This is a genomic window from Bradyrhizobium sp. WYCCWR 12699, from assembly GCF_032144035.1.
Taxonomy (GTDB): domain Bacteria; phylum Pseudomonadota; class Alphaproteobacteria; order Rhizobiales; family Xanthobacteraceae; genus Bradyrhizobium.
Genome location: NZ_JAVTJN010000006.1, coordinates 73,841 through 94,990, shown reverse-complemented (window position 1 = coordinate 94,990; position 21,150 = coordinate 73,841). Strand labels below are relative to the sequence as shown.

20 protein-coding genes are annotated in these 21,150 nt (G+C 64.7%); 10 read left to right on the top strand and 10 right to left on the bottom strand.

From position 1 onward, the window contains the following. The first annotated feature begins 53 nt into the window (after positions 1 to 53). Together RPS27_RS07275 and RPS27_RS07270 are read left to right on the top strand one after the other, a co-directional pair. Entirely contained in the window at positions 54 to 281 is a 228-nt protein-coding gene (locus RPS27_RS07275; RefSeq protein ID WP_212068595.1) for a DUF433 domain-containing protein, read from the top strand. Between the two features lies 1 nt (position 282). Continuing rightward, positions 283 to 618 (top strand): DUF5615 family PIN-like protein, encoded by a 336-nt coding sequence (locus RPS27_RS07270; RefSeq protein ID WP_212068596.1) that lies wholly within the window; start codon positions 283 to 285, stop codon positions 616 to 618. 12 nt (positions 619 to 630) lie between these two features. Here RPS27_RS07270 and RPS27_RS07265 read toward each other — a convergent pair whose 3' ends face one another. The 3 genes from RPS27_RS07265 to RPS27_RS07255 form a co-directional block, all read right to left on the bottom strand. Then, complete coding sequence (locus RPS27_RS07265) at positions 631 to 954, bottom strand: hypothetical protein (protein ID WP_212068597.1); 324 nt, start codon at positions 952 to 954, stop codon at positions 631 to 633. 46 nt (positions 955 to 1,000) lie between these two features. Next, positions 1,001 to 3,976 carry an excinuclease ABC subunit UvrA gene (gene uvrA / locus RPS27_RS07260; RefSeq protein ID WP_212068598.1) on the bottom strand — a complete coding sequence of 992 codons (2,976 nt, stop codon included), beginning with the start codon at positions 3,974 to 3,976 and terminating at the stop codon, positions 1,001 to 1,003. A gap of 302 nt (positions 3,977 to 4,278) precedes the next feature. Continuing rightward, positions 4,279 to 4,971 (bottom strand): outer membrane protein, encoded by a 693-nt coding sequence (locus RPS27_RS07255; protein ID WP_212068599.1) that lies wholly within the window; start codon positions 4,969 to 4,971, stop codon positions 4,279 to 4,281. A 581-nt stretch (positions 4,972 to 5,552) separates the two neighbouring features. Here RPS27_RS07255 and RPS27_RS07250 point away from each other — a divergent pair. Both RPS27_RS07250 and gyrA read left to right on the top strand, forming a co-directional pair. Next, positions 5,553 to 6,050: a single-stranded DNA-binding protein gene (locus RPS27_RS07250; protein WP_063194610.1), complete on the top strand. Its 498-nt coding sequence runs from the start codon at positions 5,553 to 5,555 to the stop codon at positions 6,048 to 6,050. Between the two features lie 356 nt (positions 6,051 to 6,406). After that, entirely contained in the window at positions 6,407 to 9,139 is a 2,733-nt protein-coding gene (gyrA, locus tag RPS27_RS07245) for a DNA gyrase subunit A (protein ID WP_212068600.1), read from the top strand. Between the two features lie 56 nt (positions 9,140 to 9,195). Here the strand turns inward: gyrA and RPS27_RS07240 are convergent, their stop codons facing one another. Next, positions 9,196 to 11,049: a potassium transporter Kup gene (locus RPS27_RS07240; RefSeq protein WP_211417490.1), complete on the bottom strand. Its 1,854-nt coding sequence runs from the start codon at positions 11,047 to 11,049 to the stop codon at positions 9,196 to 9,198. A 180-nt stretch (positions 11,050 to 11,229) separates the two neighbouring features. After that, the gene (locus RPS27_RS07235; RefSeq protein WP_212068601.1) at positions 11,230 to 11,487 is read right to left on the bottom strand and encodes a hypothetical protein; all 258 of its coding nucleotides are present in this window, start codon (positions 11,485 to 11,487) and stop codon (positions 11,230 to 11,232) included. A 271-nt stretch (positions 11,488 to 11,758) separates the two neighbouring features. Here RPS27_RS07235 and coaD point away from each other — a divergent pair, with 271 nt between their 5' ends. The 5 genes from coaD (at position 11,759) to queA (ending at position 14,954) form a co-directional block, all read left to right on the top strand. Next, positions 11,759 to 12,256 carry a pantetheine-phosphate adenylyltransferase gene (gene coaD / locus RPS27_RS07230; RefSeq protein ID WP_194408021.1) on the top strand — a complete coding sequence of 166 codons (498 nt, stop codon included), beginning with the start codon at positions 11,759 to 11,761 and terminating at the stop codon, positions 12,254 to 12,256. 35 nt (positions 12,257 to 12,291) lie between these two features. Beyond that, positions 12,292 to 12,855 carry a peptidylprolyl isomerase gene (locus tag RPS27_RS07225; RefSeq protein ID WP_212068602.1) on the top strand — a complete coding sequence of 188 codons (564 nt, stop codon included), beginning with the start codon at positions 12,292 to 12,294 and terminating at the stop codon, positions 12,853 to 12,855. 9 nt (positions 12,856 to 12,864) lie between these two features. After that, complete coding sequence (locus tag RPS27_RS07220; RefSeq protein ID WP_313753947.1) at positions 12,865 to 13,290, top strand: hypothetical protein; 426 nt, start codon at positions 12,865 to 12,867, stop codon at positions 13,288 to 13,290. Further along, positions 13,287 to 13,751, top strand: coding sequence for a peptidylprolyl isomerase (locus tag RPS27_RS07215; RefSeq protein WP_211416943.1), 465 nt, complete (start codon positions 13,287 to 13,289; stop codon positions 13,749 to 13,751). The genes RPS27_RS07220 and RPS27_RS07215 overlap by 4 nt, the downstream gene beginning before the upstream one ends. Before the next feature lie 129 nt (positions 13,752 to 13,880). Then, on the top strand, positions 13,881 to 14,954 hold the full coding sequence (gene queA / locus RPS27_RS07210; RefSeq protein ID WP_212068603.1) for a tRNA preQ1(34) S-adenosylmethionine ribosyltransferase-isomerase QueA: 1,074 nt from the start codon (positions 13,881 to 13,883) through the stop codon (positions 14,952 to 14,954). A gap of 163 nt (positions 14,955 to 15,117) precedes the next feature. On the opposite strand, the gene RPS27_RS07205 is transcribed toward queA, so the two are convergent. The 4 genes from RPS27_RS07205 to RPS27_RS07190 form a co-directional block, all read right to left on the bottom strand. Then, on the bottom strand, positions 15,118 to 16,155 hold the full coding sequence (locus tag RPS27_RS07205; RefSeq protein WP_211416945.1) for an aspartate-semialdehyde dehydrogenase: 1,038 nt from the start codon (positions 16,153 to 16,155) through the stop codon (positions 15,118 to 15,120). A 250-nt stretch (positions 16,156 to 16,405) separates the two neighbouring features. Then, positions 16,406 to 17,005, bottom strand: coding sequence for a PepSY domain-containing protein (locus RPS27_RS07200; RefSeq protein ID WP_211416946.1), 600 nt, complete (start codon positions 17,003 to 17,005; stop codon positions 16,406 to 16,408). Positions 17,006 to 17,257: 252 nt separating this feature from the next. Beyond that, entirely contained in the window at positions 17,258 to 18,001 is a 744-nt protein-coding gene (locus RPS27_RS07195) for a TetR/AcrR family transcriptional regulator (protein WP_211416947.1), read from the bottom strand. 127 nt (positions 18,002 to 18,128) lie between these two features. Next, positions 18,129 to 19,313: a patatin-like phospholipase family protein gene (locus tag RPS27_RS07190; RefSeq protein WP_211416948.1), complete on the bottom strand. Its 1,185-nt coding sequence runs from the start codon at positions 19,311 to 19,313 to the stop codon at positions 18,129 to 18,131. Between the two features lie 216 nt (positions 19,314 to 19,529). Between RPS27_RS07190 and tgt the strand changes: the two genes are divergently transcribed. Further along, positions 19,530 to 20,675, top strand: a complete 1,146-nt coding sequence (gene tgt, locus RPS27_RS07185; RefSeq protein ID WP_211416949.1) for a tRNA guanosine(34) transglycosylase Tgt — start codon at positions 19,530 to 19,532, stop codon at positions 20,673 to 20,675. A gap of 64 nt (positions 20,676 to 20,739) precedes the next feature. Here tgt and RPS27_RS07180 read toward each other — a convergent pair whose 3' ends face one another. Beyond that, a complete protein-coding gene (locus tag RPS27_RS07180) occupies positions 20,740 to 20,958 on the bottom strand; it encodes a hypothetical protein (RefSeq protein ID WP_194408032.1) in 219 nt (72 codons plus the stop codon). Positions 20,959 to 21,150: the final 192 nt, after the last annotated feature.

Sequence of the window (21,150 nt, the reverse complement as noted above, 5' to 3'; positions counted from 1 at the left end):
CGAGGCGCTGACAATGCTATCGGAGATGCTATGTTACCTTCGAGAGGTGGCAGATGTCGGAGCTACTGGCAAGGATTACCGTCGATCCGCAGCGTATGCATGGACGCCCCTGCATTCGCGATCTGCGCATGACGGTCGCCGACGTCTTGGGACTGCTCTCCGCGGGACAGTCGCGCGAGAGCATCTTGGAAGATTATCCGTATTTGGAAGAAGCCGATATCGACGCGTCTCTCGCCTATGCCGCCCGTCAGGTCGATCACCCGATCATAGCGGCGAAATAGCTTGCCTTACCTGGTCGATGCTCAGCTTCCACCAGCACTGGCGGAGGCCATGCGTCGCGCTGGATACGATGCGGCCCATGTTGCCGAGTTCGGGATGGCAAACGCGACCGATGGCGCGATCTGGGATGAAGCCGTTGCAAGATCGGCCGTTCTCGTCACCAAGAATCGCGATTTCTCGCTTCTCCGTGCCGCAAAGCGGCAGGGGCCTATCGTGCTTTGGGTGCGTGTGGGCAACATCGACAATCGCGCGCTGATCCGTCAGCGTGTGAGCGCCATGCCGCGAATCGCCGAAGCCGTCGCGCGGGGTGAAGCGGTCATTGAATTCGTCGGCCAGTAGACTAATGAGCGCTCACCGCAACTTGCGTACGTCAACATTGATGTCGATATCGATGTTCTTGACGCAAGTCTGAGTGCTCCGATGCGAGCTGCCCTCGTGCCAGCGGCCGTCGCGCGCCCGGGCGTTGCTGACATTGGCCAGCTTCAGGCATCGCCATTGTGGCAGCGGTCCGCTGCTTTCGCCGGCGAACTGCCAGGTCAGCACGGCTTCCTCACCGGCCTTGTTGGTGCCGATGATGTGCGGACATAGCTCGCGATGGCGGCCCTCGTAGACACAGGTCACCTGCTGCTCGGCGAGGATCGCGTTGCGGAAGAGCGCGTAGGTTCGGCTCGGCATGGAGAATTTTCCCGGCAGCTTGAGCCGGCCGCTCGAGCGGGTGGCGCTACTCCGCCGCCTCGCTCGTGCTCCGCCGCTTCGGCTTGCGCGCCTTCTTCAGCACCGGCTCCAGGAATTTTCCGGTATAGCTCCGCGGCGCCTTGGCGATGTCTTCCGGCGGGCCCCAGGCGACGATCTCGCCGCCGCCGTCGCCGCCTTCGGGGCCGAGGTCGATGACCCAGTCTGCGGTCTTGATGACTTCGAGATTGTGCTCGATGACGACGACCGTGTTGCCCTGCGCGACCAGCTCGTGCAGCACCTCCAAGAGCTTCTTGACGTCGTGGAAGTGTAGGCCGGTGGTCGGCTCGTCCAGGATGTAGAGCGTGCGGCCGGTGGCGCGTTTTGACAGCTCCTTGGCGAGCTTGACGCGCTGGGCTTCGCCGCCCGACAGGGTCGTCGCCTGCTGGCCGACATGGATGTAGTCGAGGCCCACGCGGTGCAGGGTCTGGAAGGTTTCGCGCACGCGCGGCACCGCCTTGAAGAATTCGGCGGCTTCTTCGACGGTCATGTCGAGCACGTCGGCGATGCTCTTGCCCTTGAACAGGACTTCGAGCGTCTCGCGATTGTAGCGCTTGCCTTTGCAGACGTCGCAGGTGACGTAGACGTCGGGCAAAAAGTGCATCTCGATCTTGATGACGCCGTCGCCCTGGCAGGCCTCGCAGCGGCCGCCCTTGACGTTGAAGGAGAAGCGGCCGGGCTCGTAGCCGCGCGCCTTGGACTCGGGCAGGCCGGCAAACCATTCGCGGATCGGCGTGAAGGCGCCGGTATAGGTCGCGGGGTTCGAGCGCGGCGTGCGGCCGATCGGCGACTGGTCGATGTCGATGATCTTGTCGATGTGCTCGAGGCCCTCGATGCGATCGTGCGGGGCGGCGCCCTCGCTGGCATTGTTCAGCTTGCGGGCGATGGCGCGGTACAGCGTGTCGATCAACAGCGTCGACTTGCCGCCGCCGGAGACGCCGGTGACGCAGGTGAACAGGCCGAGCGGGATTTCGGCGGTGACGTTCTTGAGGTTATTGCCGCGCGCGTTGACCACCTTGATGGTGCGGCGATGGTTCGGCGGGCGCCGCTCCGGCACCTCGACCTCGAGCTCGCCGGTCAGGTACTTGCCGGTCAGCGATTTCGGGTTGCGCATGATCTCGGCGGGCGTGCCCTCGGCGACAATGTGGCCGCCATGCATGCCGGCGCCGGGGCCGATGTCGAGCACGTAGTCGGCGAGGCGAATGGCGTCCTCGTCATGCTCGACCACGACCACGGTGTTGCCGAGGTCGCGCAGCCGCTTGAGGGTGTCGAGCAGGCGAGCGTTGTCGCGCTGGTGCAAGCCGATCGAGGGCTCGTCCAGCACATAGAGCACGCCGGTCAGGCCCGAGCCGATCTGCGAGGCCAAGCGGATGCGCTGGCTCTCGCCGCCGGACAGCGTGCCGGAGGAGCGGGACAAAGTGAGGTAGTTGAGGCCGACGTCGAGCAGGAAGGTGAGGCGCTCGCGGATCTCCTTCAGGATGCGGCCGGCGATCTCGTTCTGCTGCGCGTTGAGCGCGTCGGGCACGGTCTCGAACCATTCGCCGGCCTTCTTGACCGACAGCTCCGAGATCTCGCCGATATGCTTGGCTCCGATCTTGACGCAGAGCGCCTCGGGCTTGAGCCGGAAACCCTTGCATCCCTCGCAGGGCACGTCGTGGAAGTATTTCGCCAGCTCCTCGCGCGCCCACTCGCTTTCGGTTTCGCGGTAGCGGCGGTTGATGTTGGTGATGACGCCCTCGAACGGCTTCTTGGTGTCGTAGGAGCGCACCCCGTCCTCATAGGAGAACTTGATCTCGTCCTCGCCGGAGCCGTGCAGGATCGCGTTCTGCGTCTTCTTGGGCAGGTCCTTCCATTTGGTGGTCAGCGTGAACTTGTAGTGCTTGCCGAGCGCGGTCAGGGTCTGGATGTAATAGGGCGAGGACGATTTGGCCCATGGCGCGATCGCGCCCTTGCCGATGGCGAGCTCCTTGTCGGGAATGACGAGGTCCTCGTCGACATGCTGCTCGACGCCGAGGCCGCCGCAGGCCGGGCAGGCGCCATAGGGATTGTTGAAGGAGAACAGTCTGGGCTCGACCTCTGGAATCGTGAAGCCGGAGACCGGGCAGGCGAACTTTTCCGAGAAGAGCATGCGCTCGGGCCCACTCTTGTCGTGGATCTTGGCGGTCTTCTTTTTCTCTTCGGTGGGGGCCGCCGTGGGGGCGTCGGCGAACTCGACGACGGCAAGGCCCTCGGCGAGCTTCAGCGCGGTCTCAAAGCTCTCGGCGAGGCGCTGGCCGATGTCGGCGCGCACGACGATGCGGTCGACGACGACGTCGATGTCGTGCGGGAATTTCTTGTCCAGCGTCGGCGCTTCCGCAAGCTCATGGAAGGTGCCGTCGATCTTGACGCGCTGAAAACCCTTCTTGAGCCATTCGGCGAGCTCCTTGCGGTACTCGCCCTTGCGGCCGCGCACGACGGGCGCGAGCAGATAGAGGCGGGTGCCCTCGGGCAGCGCCAGCACGCGGTCGACCATCTGCGAGACGGTCTGGCTCTCGATCGGCAGGCCGGTGGCCGGCGAATAGGGCACGCCGACGCGCGCCCACAGCAGGCGCATATAGTCGTAGATCTCGGTGACGGTGCCGACGGTCGAGCGCGGGTTCTTCGATGTCGTCTTCTGCTCGATCGAGATCGCGGGCGACAGGCCGTCGATCTGGTCGACGTCGGGCTTCTGCATCATCTCCAGGAATTGGCGCGCATAGGCCGAGAGCGATTCGACGTAGCGGCGCTGGCCCTCGGCGTAGATGGTGTCGAAGGCGAGCGAGGATTTGCCGGAGCCGGAGAGGCCGGTGAACACCACCAGCTTGTCGCGGGGAATTTCGGCATCGATGTTCTTGAGGTTGTGCTCGCGCGCGCCACGGATCGTAATTGCGCGCAGGCTGGAGCCCGCGTTCTGTTGTTGGCGCTTCGCCTTGATCACTTCATCCATCCCGCTGGTCCTCAAGGAATCCAAAGACGCGCGATCGCGCCAATGATGAAGGCGCGCTTCGCCCGGAACCGGGATCGGCGCCGATGGGGTTATCAGCGAACGTAGGAAGAACGCGCGCGGATTTCCAGAGGGAGTTGCGAATCGTCAACGGAATGTTGGCGCGCTGGCGGCATCTGGCAGCAGGCGGGCGCGGAACTGTAGAACGCGGCAGGCGAACGAGCGGGCAAACAACGAGCAAGGGCAAACAAAAAGGCCGGCACAAGGCCGGCCTTTCGTAACGCGGGTAGCGTTTAAGTCGAAGCTCAGTACTTGGCGACGACCGGGGCGCCGAAGTGATAGTTCACGCCGACCTGCACGGTGTGGAAGTTGAGCGTGCCGGTGGGCAGGGCGCCCGAGAAGTAGGTCTCGCCGCCGAGGCTGCGATAGAGGTACTCGCCCTTGACGGTCCAGTTCGGAGCGAAGAACGCTTCGACGCCCGCACCGACGGTCCAGCCGGAGTGGAACTTGCTGTCGGAGATGGTCACGCCGAGAGCGCTGGCGCTCAGCTTGTTGTCGATCCAGGCATAGCCACCCGTGCCGTAGAACAGCACGTTGTTGACGGCCCAGCCGATACGGCCGCGAACGGTGCCCATCGCATCCGTCTTCGAGCTCAGGGTCGCCGTGGCAACACCGAAGCCGGGGACGAGGACCGGACCGGTGACCGACGCGCTGACGTCAGCCCACGCAGCATCGGCCTCGAGGCCGAACACGACGTTGCCGGTCTGCCAGTTGTAGCCGGCGGTGCCGCCGACAAAGCCGCCCTTCATCTTCGGGTCGCCCGAAGCGTTTTCCCAAGCGCCGCCACCGACGGCACCGAGATAGAAGCCGGTCCAGTTGTAGACCGAAGCCATCGGAGCGACCGGAGCCTTGGTGTAGGGGCGCGCCGCGAGATCAGCAGCCGAAGCGGGGGCCGCCAGAGCGAACAAACAGGCCGAAGCCAACAAAACCTTTTTCATTTTCAACTAATCCCAGTCCCAGTTTCTGTTGTTGCCTTCCGCGGACGGAAGGGCAGCGGACTCAACGGCCCAACTGATGCCGTGCTTACACCACTGAAGCCGCAAGTTGTGTATCCGAAAAGCCACAGTGGTCGGAAAGGTGATGGTTACTGACTTATTTAACCCCTGAATCCCGCCCTGCCTGAAGAGGAGGGCGCGAGCTAGATCGTTCAATCATCCAAGGATATCAGAGAGATATTCGTTCTTGACGAGTGGCAGGCCGCCCAGGGTCATTCGGGCTGATCATGCCGATGTCGCAATTCCGGCGATGCGCTTAGAACGTGTGAGGCTCCAGGCAGAGCGGCCGGGAGGTTCCCGAGCCGGTGAAAGTTAGAGTGCGCGTGGCGCTCTGTTCGGTGCCCGGCCAGAAAGAACAAATCTGGAACGTGGCGAAGGTCGGTGCTATATGTGGGGATAACCTTGGGGGTGGTGGGCTGAGCGGCGCCCGCAAGCGTATAGGGTCGCCTCAACAGGGCGCAGAGGAACGCGGGCAGCGTGCTCGGCCTTTTGAAATCAGGTGGCATTCGGAGTGGAGAGCGGCGATGGCGGGAAGCGTCAACAAGGTCATTCTGGTTGGAAATCTCGGCAAGGATCCTGAGATCCGCCGCACCCAGGACGGGCGGCCGATTGCGAATTTGAGCATCGCCACCTCGGAGACCTGGCGCGACAAGAATACTGGCGAACGCAAGGAGAAGACCGAGTGGCATCGCGTCGTGATCTTCTCGGAGCCGCTTTGCAAAATCGTCGAACAGTATCTGAAGAAGGGCGCCAAGGTTTACATCGAGGGCGCGCTTCAGACCCGCAAGTACACCGACCAGAGCGGTGTCGAGAAGTATTCGACCGAGGTCGTGCTCCAGGGCTTCAACTCGACGCTGACGATGCTCGACGGCCGCAGCGGCGGCGGTGGAGGCGGTAGCTTCGGCGACGAACCGGGTGGTGATTTCGGCTCGTCAGGACCCGTCAGCAGCGCGCCGCGCCGTCCCGTGGCCGCCGGCGGCGGTGGCCGCAACAGCGACATGGACGACGATATCCCATTCTGAGGACGGTCTGACGATAGGGGGGGGCGCCGGCAGGTTGGGCCGCGCCTGCCACGTCGTGTCAGCAAACCCTACTAATCGACAGAGCGGGCTCGGGATTTCCGGGCCCGCTTCATGTTTGGGTTGAACTCTGACCGCGCCGGGCAACCAGACCGAAGAGGTGCGCGCCACCGCGCGATCATTGAGGTGGCCGAAGTGATTTCGAAGGGCCTGGCCATGCCCATCCGAGACACTCGTTGCAAGGCCGTAAGCTATTGGAAAAATAAGCGGAAAAAGCGCTTCCCTCGAGCCCGCAAGGGTGGCTATCAGGGCCCCGATGCGCTATATGATTCCCAGATAAAACCTCACCGGATTTCCCCTTGGCTGACGACGACGACAAGCCCGGCGACCAGCCGGCGCAACCCTCGGATATTCGCCCCGTCTCCATCTTCGAGGAGATGAAGAAGTCCTATCTCGACTACGCCATGAGCGTGATCGTGGCGCGGGCGCTGCCTGATGCCCGCGACGGCCTGAAGCCGGTGCACCGCCGCATCCTGTTCTCGATGAACGAGCAGGGGCACACGCCCGACAAGAAGTACGTGAAGTCCGCCCGCGTGGTCGGTGACGTCATCGGTAAATATCATCCGCATGGCGACCAGTCGATCTACGACGCCATGGTCCGGATGGCGCAGGACTTCTCCATGCGCGTGCCGCTGATCGACGGCCAGGGCAATTTCGGCTCGGTCGACGGCGATCCCGCGGCCGCCTATCGTTACACCGAAGCGCGCCTGACCAAGGCGGCGCTGGCCCTGCTGGCCGACATCGACAAGGACACCGTCGACTTCCAGCCGAACTACGACAACAACGAGACCGAACCGTCGGTCTTGCCGGCCAAGTTCCCGAACCTCCTCGTCAACGGCGCCGGCGGCATCGCGGTCGGCATGGCGACCAACATCCCGCCGCACAATCTCGGCGAGGTCATCGACGCCTGCATCGCGCTGATCGACAACCCCGCGCTGACCATCGACGAACTCATCAACATCGTGCCGGGACCGGATTTTCCGACCGGCGGCGTCATCCTTGGGCGGCAAGGCATCCGCTCGGCCTATCACCTCGGCCGCGGCTCGATCGTGATGCGTGGCAAGGTCGCGATCGAGACCATCCGCAAGGAGCGCGAGGCGATCATCGTCACCGAGATTCCCTACCAGGTGAACAAGGCGACGATGGTCGAGCGCATCGCCGAACTGGTCAAGGAAAAGAAGATCGAGGGCATCGGCGACCTGCGCGACGAATCCGACCGCGAAGGCTACCGCGTGGTCATCGAGTTGAAGCGCGACGCCGTGCCGGACGTGGTGCTGAACCAGCTGTACAGGTTCACGCCGCTGCAGACCAGCTTCGGCGTCAACATGGTGGCGCTCGACAGCGGCCGTCCGCGGATCATGCATCTGAAGGACCTGCTGGCCATCTTCGTCGACTTCCGCGAGCGGGTCGTCACGCGGCGCACCAAGTACCTGCTGGCCAAGGCGCGTGATCGCGCCCATATCCTCGTTGGTCTCGCGATCGCGGTCGCCAATATCGACGAGATGATCCGCGTGATCCGGACCTCGCCCGACCCGACCACCGCCCGCGACACCCTGATGTCGCGTGACTGGCCGGCCAAGGACGTCGAGGACATGCTGACGCTGATCGACGATCCGCGCCACCGCATCAGCGCGGATGGCACGATCCGGCTGTCGATGGAGCAGGCGAGGGCCATTCTCGACCTGCGCCTTCAGCGCCTGACCGCCCTCGGCCGTGACGAGATCCGCGACGAGCTCGACAAGCTCGCGGGCGAGATCGCCGATTATCTCGACATCCTGCGCTCCCGTGCCCGCGTGCTCGAGATCATCAAGACCGAGCTCGCCGAGGTGAAGGCCGAGTTCGCAACGCCCCGCCGCACCGTCATCATCGAGCAGGAAGGCGAGGTCGAGGACGAGGACCTGATCCAGCGCGAGGATATGGTCGTCACCGTGTCCCACGCCGGCTACGTCAAGCGCGTGCCGCTGTCGGCCTATCGGGCGCAGCGCCGCGGGGGCAAGGGCCGCGCCGGCATGCAGACCCGTGACGAGGATTTCGTCTCGCGCCTGTTCGTGGCCTCCACGCACACGCCGGTGCTGTTCTTCTCCTCGCGCGGCCAGGTCTACAAGGAGAAGGTCTGGCGCCTGCCGATGGCCGCGCCGAACGCCCGCGGCAAGGCGCTGATCAACATCCTGCCGCTGGAGCAGGGCGAGCGCATCACCACTATCATGCCGCTGCCGGAGGACGAGTCCACCTGGGGCAACCTCGACGTGATGTTCGCGACCACAGGCGGCAACGTCCGGCGCAACAAGCTGTCGGACTTCGTCGACGTCCGCCGCTCCGGCATCATCGCGATGAAGCTCGACGACAATGAAGCGATCGTCGACGTGCAGATCTGCACTGAGCGTGACGACGTGCTGCTGACCGCCGCCGGCGGCCAGTGCATCCGCTTCCCCGTCACCGACGTGCGCGTGTTCACCGGGCGCACCTCGATGGGCGTGCGTGGCATCGCGCTCGGCGAGGGCGACAAGGTGATTTCGCTGGCGATCCTGCGCCACGTCGAGACCACCTCGGACGAGCGCTCGGCGTATCTGAAGATGCGCCGCGCGGTCGCCGGCGAATCCGGGGCCGAAGAGGCGCAAGTGGACGCCGAGGCCGAGGAGACATCCGGCAGCTTCCAGCTCGCGCAGGAGCGTTATGCCGAGATGTCGGCGCAGGAGCAGGTTGTGCTCACCGTGTCGGTGAACGGCTATGGCAAGCGGACCTCGTCCTACGAGTACCGCACGACGGGCCGCGGCGGCAAAGGCATCGTCGCCATGAGCGTCAACAACCGCAACGGTAATCTGGTTGCCTCGTTCCCGGTCGAGGATGCAGATCAGATCATGCTGGTCACCGACAAGGGCCAGTTGATCCGCTGCCCGGTCGAAGGCATCCGCGTCGCCGGCCGCTCGACACAAGGCGTGATCGTGTTCGACACCGCCGAGGACGAGCACGTGGTCTCAGTCGAGCACATCACGGAAGAGGCGGAGAGCGGCAACGGGGCGAATGGCGAATAGCGAGTGGCGAATGGGGGGCTTCCCTATTCGCTATTCGCCACCCACCATTTGCGCAGTCAAATCTCCAGCTCCGTGCCGAACTCCACGACCTGCTTGGTCGGCACGCCGAAGAACGCGGCCGAGCGTTCGGCGTTGCGCTGGAGGAAGGCGAACACGCTTTCGCGCCAGACCCACATGCCCGGCACGTCTTCGCGCGGGATGATGGTCTCGCGGCCGACGTAATAGGTGATTTCGGAGAGATCGATGCCGGCCAGCTTGCCCTGGCGGCAGACCAGCTTCAGCCCTTCATAGATCGTCGGATTCTGCATGAAGCCGTAATGCAGAACCACGCGGGTGATGCCGGGGATGATCTCGATCACCTCAGCGCGTTCCTCGTCCGCGATGTGCGGCAATTCCTCGATCAGCACGGTGACCAGCAGCACGCGCTCGTGCAGCACGCGGTTGTGCCTGACGAACTGGGTGAGCGCGAGCGGCACGCCGCGCGGCGCGGAGGCCAGGTACACGGCGGTCCCGGGCAGTCGCGCATGGCATTTGTTGACCGCGGTCTCGATCAGGTCCTCCTCGGGCTGGCGCAGCCGGGCGCGTGCCGCCTCGACCAGCCTCACGCCGGCCCGCCAGGTCAGCATCAGGAAGGCGACGAGGCCGGCGAGCAGCAACGGAAACCAGCCGCCCTCGAACAGCTTGATCGAGTTGGCCGAGAAGAAGATCAGATCGATGACGAAGAAGAAGCCGTTCACGGCAACGACCAGCCAGGGCGAAAAGCCCCACTGGATCGCGACCAGCGCGGCGAGCAGCGTGGTGATCGCCATCAGCAGCGAGACCGCAATGCCATAGGCGCCGGCGAGGGCGTCCGAGGAGCCGAAGCTCAGGACGGCGCCCAGCGTTGCAGCCGCAAGCAGCCAGTTCACCAGCGGCACGTAGATCTGGCCGATCGCATCGCTCGTGGTGTGGCGGATCTGCATGCGCGGCAGGAAGCCGAGCTGGATCGATTGCTGCGTCAGCGAGAACACGCCGGAGATGATCGCTTGCGAGGCGATCACGGTCGCGATCGCGGAGAATGCGACGAGCAGGTAGTGCAGGGCGTCGGGGCAGAGCTGGAAGAACGGGTTCTCGATCATCGTGGGATCGGTGATCAGCAGCGCGGCCTGGCCGAAATAGTTCAGCACCAGGGCGGGCAGGCAGATCGCGAACCAGGCCAGCCGGATCGGCAGGCGACCGAAATGTCCCATGTCGGCATACATGGCCTCGCCGCCGGTCACCGCGAGAAAAGCCGCGCCGAGGATTCCGAACGAGACGTGGAAGTCCTGGTGGATCAGGAAATTGAACGCATAGAACGGGCTGAGCGCCGCCAGCACCGCCGGCGCCTTGACGATGCCGTGGATGCCGAGCGCGGCGAGCACGACGAACCAGGCCAGCATCACCGGCCCGAAGATGCGGCCGATGAAGCCGGTGCCCTGCTTCTGCATCATGAACAGGCCGATCAGGATGACGACGGTCACGGGCACCACGGCGGGCGCGAGCGAGGGGGCATCGACCTTGAGGCCCTCGATGGCGCTGAGCACCGAGATGGCCGGCGTGATAGCGCCATCGCCATACAGCAGGGCGGCTCCGATCAGGCCGACCACCAGGAGATGGGCACGCCAGGTGCCGGGCTGGGCGTGGCGGGCATGCAGCAGCGCCAGAAGCGCGACGATGCCGCCTTCGCCGCGGTTGTCCGCACGCAGGATCAACAGCGCATATTTGAGCGAGATGATCAGCAGCAGCGCCCAGAGGATCAGCGAGGCGACGCCGAGGACAGCGTCGTGACTGAGCGTGCCGCCATGGGCGGCCGCCTTGGCGGCTTCCTTCAGGGCGTAGAGGGGGCTGGTGCCGATATCGCCATAGACGACGCCGAGGGCGCCCATGGTCATGGCGAGCGGCAGCGGGTCAGGATGGTGGCCGGAAGCGACTGCGGGCGTACTGGACAAGGGCGGCCCCCCAATGGGATCGCGCCCGACGGGCCATTCCGCCGGGCGCGAGCATCACGCAGTCTGCGATGGGGCGTCGCAAAATTCCATCAGGATTATATGACGCGAAGCTGACAGACCCGACTACGGGGTCCGGTTGGCGGTCACGAGGCGGGCCTCGCGGATGGTCGCCTTGGTGCCGGCACGGCGCAGGCAGGACGCCTCGAAGTTCGGCCAGGCCTGCTGGGAGCAGTCCTTTCCGACGGTGCGGATATCGAGCCGGTCGCTCTTGGCCAGCGGCTGCGGCACGCTGGCTTCGACGGTCGGGGCAAAGCCGGGCAGCAGGGTGAGGGCTGCGGCAACACATGCAGAGAGAGCGATCGCTGAAAGAGCCTTGATCATTTGACAGTCCCCTGTGATGCGGCCGCCTACGCCCAGTGTGCGGCCCGTCATTCGTTGGCCGGATTAGTAACCATGGCCAGTTTCCGGACGTCTTCGCCGGCGCGGGAAATGGTTTCGTGTCCCCGCCGGTTTGTTTCGTGGCTGCTCTCAGGACGAAACAAACCGGCCGTCGCCGACACGGCCGCCGGGATATTCTGCCGGAAACGGCCAAGGAGAGGCCGAGGAACCCGCCCGGCTTGCCGGCCCGGGCCGGGCGCGGTAGGAGGGGGCCATGCCGCGTATTGCCTTCTATCCGGGTTCCTTCGACCCCATCACCAACGGTCATCTGGACGTGGTCCGGCACAGCGTATCGCTGTGCGACAGGCTCGTCGTCGCGATCGGGGTCCACCCCGGCAAGAAGCCGCTGTTCTCGACCGAGGAGCGGCTCAAGATGCTCCATGACGTCTGCGGGCCGGTGGCGGCCAAGGCCGGCTGCGTGCTCGAAGCCGTGACGTTCGACGACCTGTCGGTGACCGCGGCGCGCAAGCACGGTGCGACCATCATGATTCGGGGCCTGCGCGACGGCAGCGACCTCGATTACGAGATGCAGCTCGCCGGCATGAACGAGGCGATGGCGCCGGAAGTGCATACCGTCTTCCTGCCGGCCTCTCCCATGGTTCGCCCGATCACCGCCACTTTGGTGCGCCAGATCGCCGGCATGGGCGGGGACGTCTCGACCTTCGTCCCGCCGATTGTTGCGGCCCAGCTCAAGGTAAAATTCGCCGGATAACGGCGCGCTTCCTCTTTCTCTGATCCGGAGTTGTCATGATCCGAATTCTCGCAGTTCTTGCCGCGCTCGTGTTCGCGGTGCCCGCGGTGGCGCAGCAATTGCCGGCCAACCTCGACAAGGCCAACGCCATCGTCATCGACAGCACCAAGGGCCGCATCGTCATCAAGCTGCGCACCGACATCGCGCCCCAGCATGCCGAGCGCATCAAGCAGCTCGCGCGCGAGGGCTATTACAACAACGTGCCGTTCCATCGTGTCATGGACGGCTTCATGGCGCAGACCGGCGACGGCGAGAAATTCAACGGCACCGGTGGATCGAAATATCCGAACCTGAAGCAGGAATTCTCCAAGGTGCATTTTGCCCGCGGCATCGTCGGCATGGCCCGGCGCGGCGACAGCGTCGACAGCGCCAACTCGCAATTCTTCATCATGTTCGCCGACGGCGGCAGCCTCGACAACCAGTACACCGTGGTCGGTGAGGTCGTGCAGGGCATGGACGTCGTCGACAAGCTGAAGAAGGCGCCGCCCGGCTCCCCCAGCGGCGCCGTGACCGATCCCGACAAGATGGTGAAGGTGCAGGTCGCCTCCGACATCAAATGAGAGGTGGCGATGGCGCGCCGTGGCAAAAAGCTCATCGTAGCTGCCGCGGCGCTCCTGCTTGGCCTCTCCGGCGCGGCCGCCGAGGACGCGAAGGTCAACACCATCCAGGACGTCTTCCAGCATCTGCGCACCTGTTGGAAACCGCCGCCGCCCGCCAGGGCCCGCCCACTCGACATCACCGTCGTCGTGAGCTTTAACCGGGCCGGAAACATTCTGGGCCATCCGAGGATTACCTATGAATCCGCGGAGGCCTCCGACAACGACCGGCTGCAATACCGGATCGCGGTGATGGAGGCGTTGCAACGCTGCACACCGATGCCATTTACCGATGCAATGGCCGGCGCCGCCGCGGGACGTCCATTCGCGATCCAGTTCCGTAACCGCAAAACGTCGCCTGACAAGACTTCACCCCCAACGCAAGAGAGACGAGCATGAGCGTCACCGAAAACACCCTGATCCTCGAGACCACGCAGGGCCCCGTCACCATCGAGATGCGGCCTGATCTGGCGCCCGGCCACGTCGCGCGCATCAAGGAACTGGTCCGCGAAGGCTTCTACGACGGCATCGTGTTCCACCGCGTGATCGACGGCTTCATGGCGCAGACCGGCTGCCCGCAGGGCACCGGCACCGGCGGCTCCGGCAAGAAGCTCAAGGCCGAGTTCAACAAGGAGCCGCATGTGCGCGGCACCACCTCGATGGCGCGCGCCGCCAATCCCGATTCCGGCGACAGCCAGTTCTTCATCTGCTTCGACGACGCCCGCTTCCTCGACAACCAGTACACGGTGTGGGGCAAGGTGACCGAGGGCATGGAGAACGTCGACAAGATCAAGCGCGGCGAGCCCGTCCAGAATCCCGACAAGATCGTCAAGGCGCGGATGGCGGCGGACGCCGCCTGATAGCGGTCATTCCGGGGCGCGCCTAAGCGTGAACCAGGGTGCGCAATTGCGCACCTGAGAATCTCGAGATTCCGGGTTCGATGCTGCGCATCGTCCCGGAATGACGCGAACCAAGGCGCGACAGCGCTCATGCGCACCGATCTCTTCGATTTCGACCTGCCCGCCGAGCGCATCGCATTGCGCCCGGCGAGCCCGCGCGACTCCGCGAAGATGCTGGCCGTGGAGAACGGTGTGCTGCGCGATCAGGTGATTGCCGACCTGCCGCAATGGCTGAAGCCGGGCGACCAGCTCGTCGTCAACGACACCAAGGTGATCGCGGCGCAGCTGAAGGGCCGGCGCATCGGCCGCGAGACGGAGCCCAGGATCGAGGCAACGCTGATCAAGCGGCTCGACGGCTCGCGCTGGCAGGCGCTGGTGAAGCCCGCCAAGAAGCTCGTCGCCGGCGACCGGGTCCGCTTCGGCAATGAAGGCAAGGTCTGCCTGCTCGGCCATCTCGACGCCGAGGTCGAGTCCAAGGGCCTTGAGGGCGAGGTGACGCTGTCGTTCTCGTTCCACGGCCCGGCGCTGGACCAGGCCATCGCCGATCTCGGCAGCCCGCCGCTGCCGCCCTACATCGCCTCCAAGCGCACGCCCGACGATCAGGACCTCGCCGACTACCAGACCATGTTCGCGGCGAACGAAGGCGCCGTCGCCGCGCCGACGGCGGGCCTGCATTTCACCCCGGCACTGGAGCAGGCGCTGCGCGCGCGCGACGTGGGCGTCAACAGGGTCACGCTGCATGTCGGGGCAGGGACGTTCCTGCCGGTGAAGGTCGAGGACACCGAAGCCCACAGGATGCACGCCGAGTGGGGCACAATCTCGGCCGGGACGGCAGAGCGTCTCAACACGGCGCGAAAGAATGGCGGCCGTATCGTCGCGGTCGGCACCACGTCATTGCGGCTGCTTGAGAGCGCCGCACGCGAGGATGGCACCATCCAGCCCTTCGCGGCGGAGACGTCGATCTTCATCACTCCTGGCTATCGCTTCCGCGCCGTCGATATCCTGATGACCAATTTCCATTTGCCGAAGTCGACGCTGTTCATGCTGGTGTCGGCCTTCTCGGGGCTCGAGACGATGAAGGCGGCGTATGCGCACGCCATCGCGAACGGGTATCGGTTTTATTCGTACGGGGATGCGTGTTTGCTGTTTCGAGCGAACGACTGACGTTACGCCGCAGGGTGGGCAAAGCGAAGCGTGCCCACGTCTTTTCTGGATGCGGAGAGGGATGGCGGGCATAGCACCATGCCCACCATCTTTTCATGATCGAGACAGTTGGTGGGCACGCTGCGCTCCGCCCGCCCTACGATACCGGTTGCTACGACATCGACTATGCCATCACGCGCTGCGGCAGCAACTCGGCGATCTGCACCGCGTTCAGCGCTGCGCCCTTGAGCAGCTGATCGGCCGCGATGAACATCGAGATCGAATGGCCGCTGGGGTCACTCAGATCCTTGCGGATGCGGCCGACCAGGACGTCGTCCTGGCCCGAGGCGTCGATCGGCATCGGGAAGTAGTTCCTGGCGCGGTCGTCGACGACCTTGACGCCGGGAGCCTGCGCCATGATGGCGCGGACCTGGTCCTCGCTGATCGGCTTCTCGCATTCGAAGGTGATGGCCTCGCAATGTGCGCGCAGCACCGGCACGCGCACGCAGGTGACGCCGATCGCGATTGTCTCGTCTTCGAAGATCTTGCGGGTCTCCTTGATGACCTTGGTCTCCTCGTCGTTGTAGCCGGTCTCGGGATCGACCGCGGTATTGTGGTTGAAGAGATTGAAGGCGTAGGGGTGCGGCATCACCTTCGGCGTATAGACCTGCCCGTTGAGATTGGCGCGGGTGGATTCGACCAGCTCCTCCATCGCGGCGGCGCCGGCGCCGCTTGCGGCCTGGTAGGTCGAGATGATCACGCGCTTGATGCGGTTCTTCTGGTGGATCGGCCACAATGGCACCAGCGCGGTGATCGCCGCGCAGTTCGGGTTGGCGATGATGCCCTTGTGATCCCTGATGCGGTTCGCGTTGATCTCGGGGATCACCAGCGGCACGTTCGGGTCCATGCGGAAAGCGGAGGAGTTGTCGACCACGACCGCGCCGGACTTGACGGCGATCGGCGCATACTTCTTCGAAATGCTGCCGCCGGCGGAGAACAGGGCGATGTCGACACCCTCGAAGGACCGCTCGGTCAGCTCCTCGATCACGATCGGCTGACCGCGGAACGACACCGTCTTGCCGGCCGAGCGGGCGCTGGCGAGCGCCTTGAGCTTGCCGACGCGGAAGCCGCGCTTGTCCATGGTGGCGATGAATTCGGCGCCCACCGCACCGGTGACGCCGACAATCGCGACGACGGGATCGTTACTCACTTTGTCCTCCATTGAGATTTGCGAACAAGACAACAAAAAAGCCCCGGTCCATCGAGGGCGGGGCTTGCCGTAGAGCTGATGCGTTTAAGTCGACGACTTACGTGCGCACGCCTCCCCGGGCCCCTGAGGCCGTGGTGGTTTTGGTCGTGCGTTTGGTGGTCGTGAACATGGCGGCGACTTATGCGGGAGAGTCTTGCGGCCGTCAATGGCTTTTCGTTCCCGGCCGATGCCGGGGGCGAAGCCTGCCGCTATCTAGCAGCCGCTATTTCCTGGCGCCCGGGGGCTCCAGGATGACCTCCTTGAGGTCGTCGCCGCTGATCACGACGATCGCGAAATTGAGCCGGCCGCGTTCGCGCACGAGGCCACCGCTGATCGCCTTGCCCGAGGCCGCGCGCTCGGCAACACGCACGGCATCCGCGAGACGGTGCCTGATCGCACCGAGGGCCGCAAGGTTGCTGCGATCGTCGTTGTCGAGCTCGGCGAGGGGGAGGGCAGCTTCTCCGCCGACGAGTTCGCCCGTCGCTGCATTGATGGTGTGGCGCCAGATCCGGTCGTTGTGCAGGGTCTTCACGCGATACACCGGCACGCCGGCGGCTCCGTCAAAACTCACATCCGCCGTGGTGGCGCCGGCGTGACGGGCTTCGGCGATCGCCATGGCCTGGCTGATCGAGATCGACGAGCTGCGGAAACGCTCGATCTCGCGGCTGACGGCTTGGCGGTCGGCCTCGGCATCACCATCTGCATCGCTGTGAAGGGCAGTCGGCGTGCCCGCGGTCACGATCGCCCGGGCGGGCGCGGCGAGGAGCAGGGCGGACAGGCCGATCGCCAGCAGTCCTGAAGTCCATCGTTCGGCTGTCGTCATGCTCGAAACCCTCGACCAGCGAGTGTGCCGGATGATCGTAAAGAATTCGCGGCCGGCCTTGGGCGTCGGCCGGCCGCGGAGCGACGCACCGGGCTGTACCCGGCACGGCGATCTCAGCGGTACGGGCCACCTTTGGGGCTGGTGAAAAAAGCGGTCCGTATCGCTTATAACTAAACCATACCGTATCGTTTTATTTGGGTCAACGGCTCGTTCCGTGTCGCCATGGGGATAGATCGTGCGTTCACGGAAATGTCAGCGTGAGGGGCGGCGGCGTGGCGCGGCTTTGGTGTTCTGGACGCGGTCCGCAGGTCCGAGCGCGCCGGCCAGGAACAGCTTGATCGCGACGCGCATCCGCTTCTCGGCGGCCTTCATCTCGAGGGCCGTTCCGAAGGTCGCCAAGCGATGGGTGTGACCAACGACCACGTCGAGGAATACCTCGGCCGCAATGGTGGTATCCTCGACATCGAGCGCGCCTTGCGCCACCAGGTTGTCGAAGAAGCGCGCGGTGGTGGCGACCGCCTTGAGCCAGCCTTCCTCCTTGCCGAGCTTGGCGACATCAGGGAAATTGATCGCCTGCGACGTCATCATGCGACTGAAGGCGACGGCGTCCGGACCGCAGGTGAACGTCAGCATCTCGCGTCCGATCTCGATCAGCCGTTGCTCGACCGGGATGTCCGAGGCGCTGGAGAGCTGCGTCTCGGCGGCTGCCGACAACGGCGCGAGCCAGCGCGCGATCTCGCGCCTCAGCACGGCGGCGAACAGGCCGCGCTTGTCGCCGTAGCGGGAATAGACGGTGGGCTTGCTCACCCGCGCCGCTTCCGCGACCGCGTCGAGCGAGGTTGCGTCGAAGCCGCGATCCAGGAACAGGCGGGTGGCGACCTCGATCAGCCGCTGGTCGCGCTCGATCGCGGCGGTCTTCGTCGGCCGGCCGCCGCGCGACTTCGGCACCTCGCGCCGCGGCGCAGCCGCTCTCGTCCTGGTCGCAGTCAATCCCATGCCCAATGATTCCTGCGCGTTTCTGACAGTCGTCATTCGCTCTATATCGCGCAGGAGTCGATGCGTCATCGCGAATCTGGCCGAATTGGCCATATCGTCAACGGTTTCGGCAGGGCGGCGTTCCGTCTCACGGCACCGTCGAGCTCCAGGCCTGACCCGAAGCGGCCTTGTCATATCCATATTGATAGAGCGCCCGCATATAGGCGGTGTCGAAGCCTTCCGACGGCGGTGGCGGATAGTCGCGCGCGATGTAGGAGAGATGAAAGCCGAGACGGTTGCGCTTGGCGAAGTCATAGGTCGAGAAGATGATCGAGCGCGTCTGTGACTGGGTGATCGCCGACAGGCTGCGCGAGGCGACATCGATGGTGCCGTTGGAGACGAGCTCGAAATTGCGTTCGATCTTCTTGTTGACGAGGATGTAGATGTCCATCCTCGCGCTGCCCGGCAGTCGGTTGCCCTGGAATAGCAGCGCTTCCGGCAACGTCAGCACCGGCGCGGTCACGCCACCGTCGACATGCATCTCCTGAAACTTGCGGCCCTGGCCCTCGGCGTCGATCATGATGGGCGGAAAGACCAGGGGAATGCTGGCGGAGGCCGCCATCACGTCGCGAAACAGCTTGACCGCTTCGGGCGTGCCGACCGCGGCGATCTTGCCCATGTCCCAGATCGCGGTGCGCTGGGTGTCGAGATCGGTCGTCACCACCAACAGCTTCCGGCCCTTGGCGTTTTCGCGCGCGACTTGCGCCACGATCTCCGGCCCGACATAGCGCGCCACGAGCTCGCGCAGCCGCGTGTTGCCGAACAGGCCGGATCCGAACAGCACGCGCATGATGCTGGGATCGCTGAGCAGGCTTTCCGCGATGCCGCTGGTGTAGACCTCTCTCAGCGTGTCGTCGTATTGCGAGCCGAGGAACGCGAACGGCGCGATCAGGCCCCCGGTGCTCACGCCCGAGACGACGGAGAAAGTGGGGCGGGTTCTCGCCGCGGTCCAGCCGTTGAGCACGCCGACGCCGTAGGCGCCATCAGCGCCGCCGCCGGAGAGCGCCAGATAGGACTTCGTCGCGTAGCTGGTGTCTTTCTCGAAGCTGAATTTGGTAACGGGGTCGTCGGCGTAGCGCCTGAGGCCGTCGATATCGAGCACGCGCGAGGTGCTGGCTTCTGCGGCCGTATAGGGCGTGCGGGGCAGGGAGGTGCAGGCGGCGAGCGCCAGGCTGCACGTCAGGACCAGGACTCCGATCAGGCGGCGGCCTGCCTGCCTGATCCGGTCACGGGAACGGCCAGGGACATCAGTCGAACACGAAGCAAGGGGCATTGTCGGTGGCTGGCGATCACACGTTTGACGCCGTCGGCGCGTTTAGCCGCAGCATCTCGTCCAGCCCCGTGGTAAAACTACACGGTATCGTTTTGTTTAACAAGACTGGCGGGGTGAATATTCGCGGCGATTGTGTCCCAGTCTGAGGCACCGACTGGCCGCTGCGCAGGTCTATGCGGGTTGATCGGCTTCCTCCGACACGCAATAAGCACGGCCATGAATCCCGACAATGACCTTCCCAATCACTTTGAGTTGCTCGCCACCGATGGCGCCGCGCGCACCGGACGCCTGACCACGCCGCACGGCGTGGTGCGGACGCCGGCCTTCATGCCGGTCGGTACCGCGGGTGCCATGAAGGGCATGCACTGGCGCGAGGTCCGCGATGCCGGCGCCGACATCGTGCTCGGCAACACCTATCATTTGATGCTGCGTCCGAGCGCCGAGCGGATCGCGGCACTCGGCGGCTTGCAGCGGTTCACCGGCTGGAACGGTCCGATGCTGACGGATTCCGGCGGCTTCCAGGTGATGTCGCTGGCGGACCTGCGCAAGATCAGCGAGCACGCCGTCACCTTCCGCTCGCATATCGACGGTGCCAAGGTCGAGCTGTCGCCGGAGCGCTCGATCGAAGTGCAGCGCCTGCTCGGCTCGGACATCGCCATGCAGATGGACGAGTGCGTGCGGCTGCCGGCCGAGCACGCCGACATCGAGCGCGCGATGCAATTGTCGCTGCGCTGGGCCGAGCGCTCGAAGCGCGCCTTCGAGAGCGCTCCCGATGGCTACATGCTGTTCGGCATCGTGCAGGGCGGCGACGTGCCGCAACTGCGGCATGCGAGTGCGCAAAGCCTGACCGCGATCGGCTTCCATGGCTATGCGATCGGTGGCCTTGCCGTCGGCGAGCCGCAGGCAGTGATGCTGGCGATGATCGACGAGACCGCGCCGGTGCTGCCGAAAGAGCGTCCGCGCTATCTGATGGGCGTCGGCACGCCCGACGACATCCTCGAAGCCGTGAAGCGCGGCATCGACATGTTCGATTGTGTGATGCCGACGCGCAATGGCCGGCACGGCGTCGCCTTCACCCGCTTCGGCCAGGTGAACCTCCGCAACGCGCGCCACGCCGACGATCCGCGCCCGCTGGATGAGGAGAGCTCATGGCCGTCGACGCGCAACTGCGCGCGCGCCTATCTGCACCATCTCGTCAAGGCGGGCGAGACGCTCGGGGCGATGCTGTTGTCCGAAATCAATATCGCTTACTACCAGTTCCTGATGCTGGGCATCAGGGACGCGATCGCACAGGGAAAATTCGAGGAGTTCTATCAGCGTACGCGCGAGGACTGGGCGAAGGGCGACATCGCCCCGCGCTAGGGCAAAGCATGATCCGGAAAAGTGTGAAGCGGTTTTCCGACGAGATCATGCTCGGGCAATGACGCTAGTTGCACACGAACCGGGTCTTGACGGCATGCTTGGTGACGAAGCCATAGCCGCAATTATCGCAGGTCCAGAGATAGCTGATCATTTGGTCCGAGACGTAGGCGGATGCTTCGGCGGCGACCATGGAATCGGCGCAGACGGGACAGGTGGGCAACTCGCTGCAACGCGGATCGCGGTTCGGCGCGACGGTCGACAACACTTCAGCAACTGCTGACATCGTGGTGACCTCCCTGCTTTGAGACATAAGTCTAACATAAGCAGAAGCTGTTGACGAGGTCGCAACACAAATGCGTTGGTTTTCTGATGTTTGCAGCTCACGCGATTTTGCGATGCAGCGTATTTAACATGTGCCGCATTGCCGCTTGCGCGTCGCCGCAAGCTGTCTGTAACTGCGCAAGAGCGCGATAGA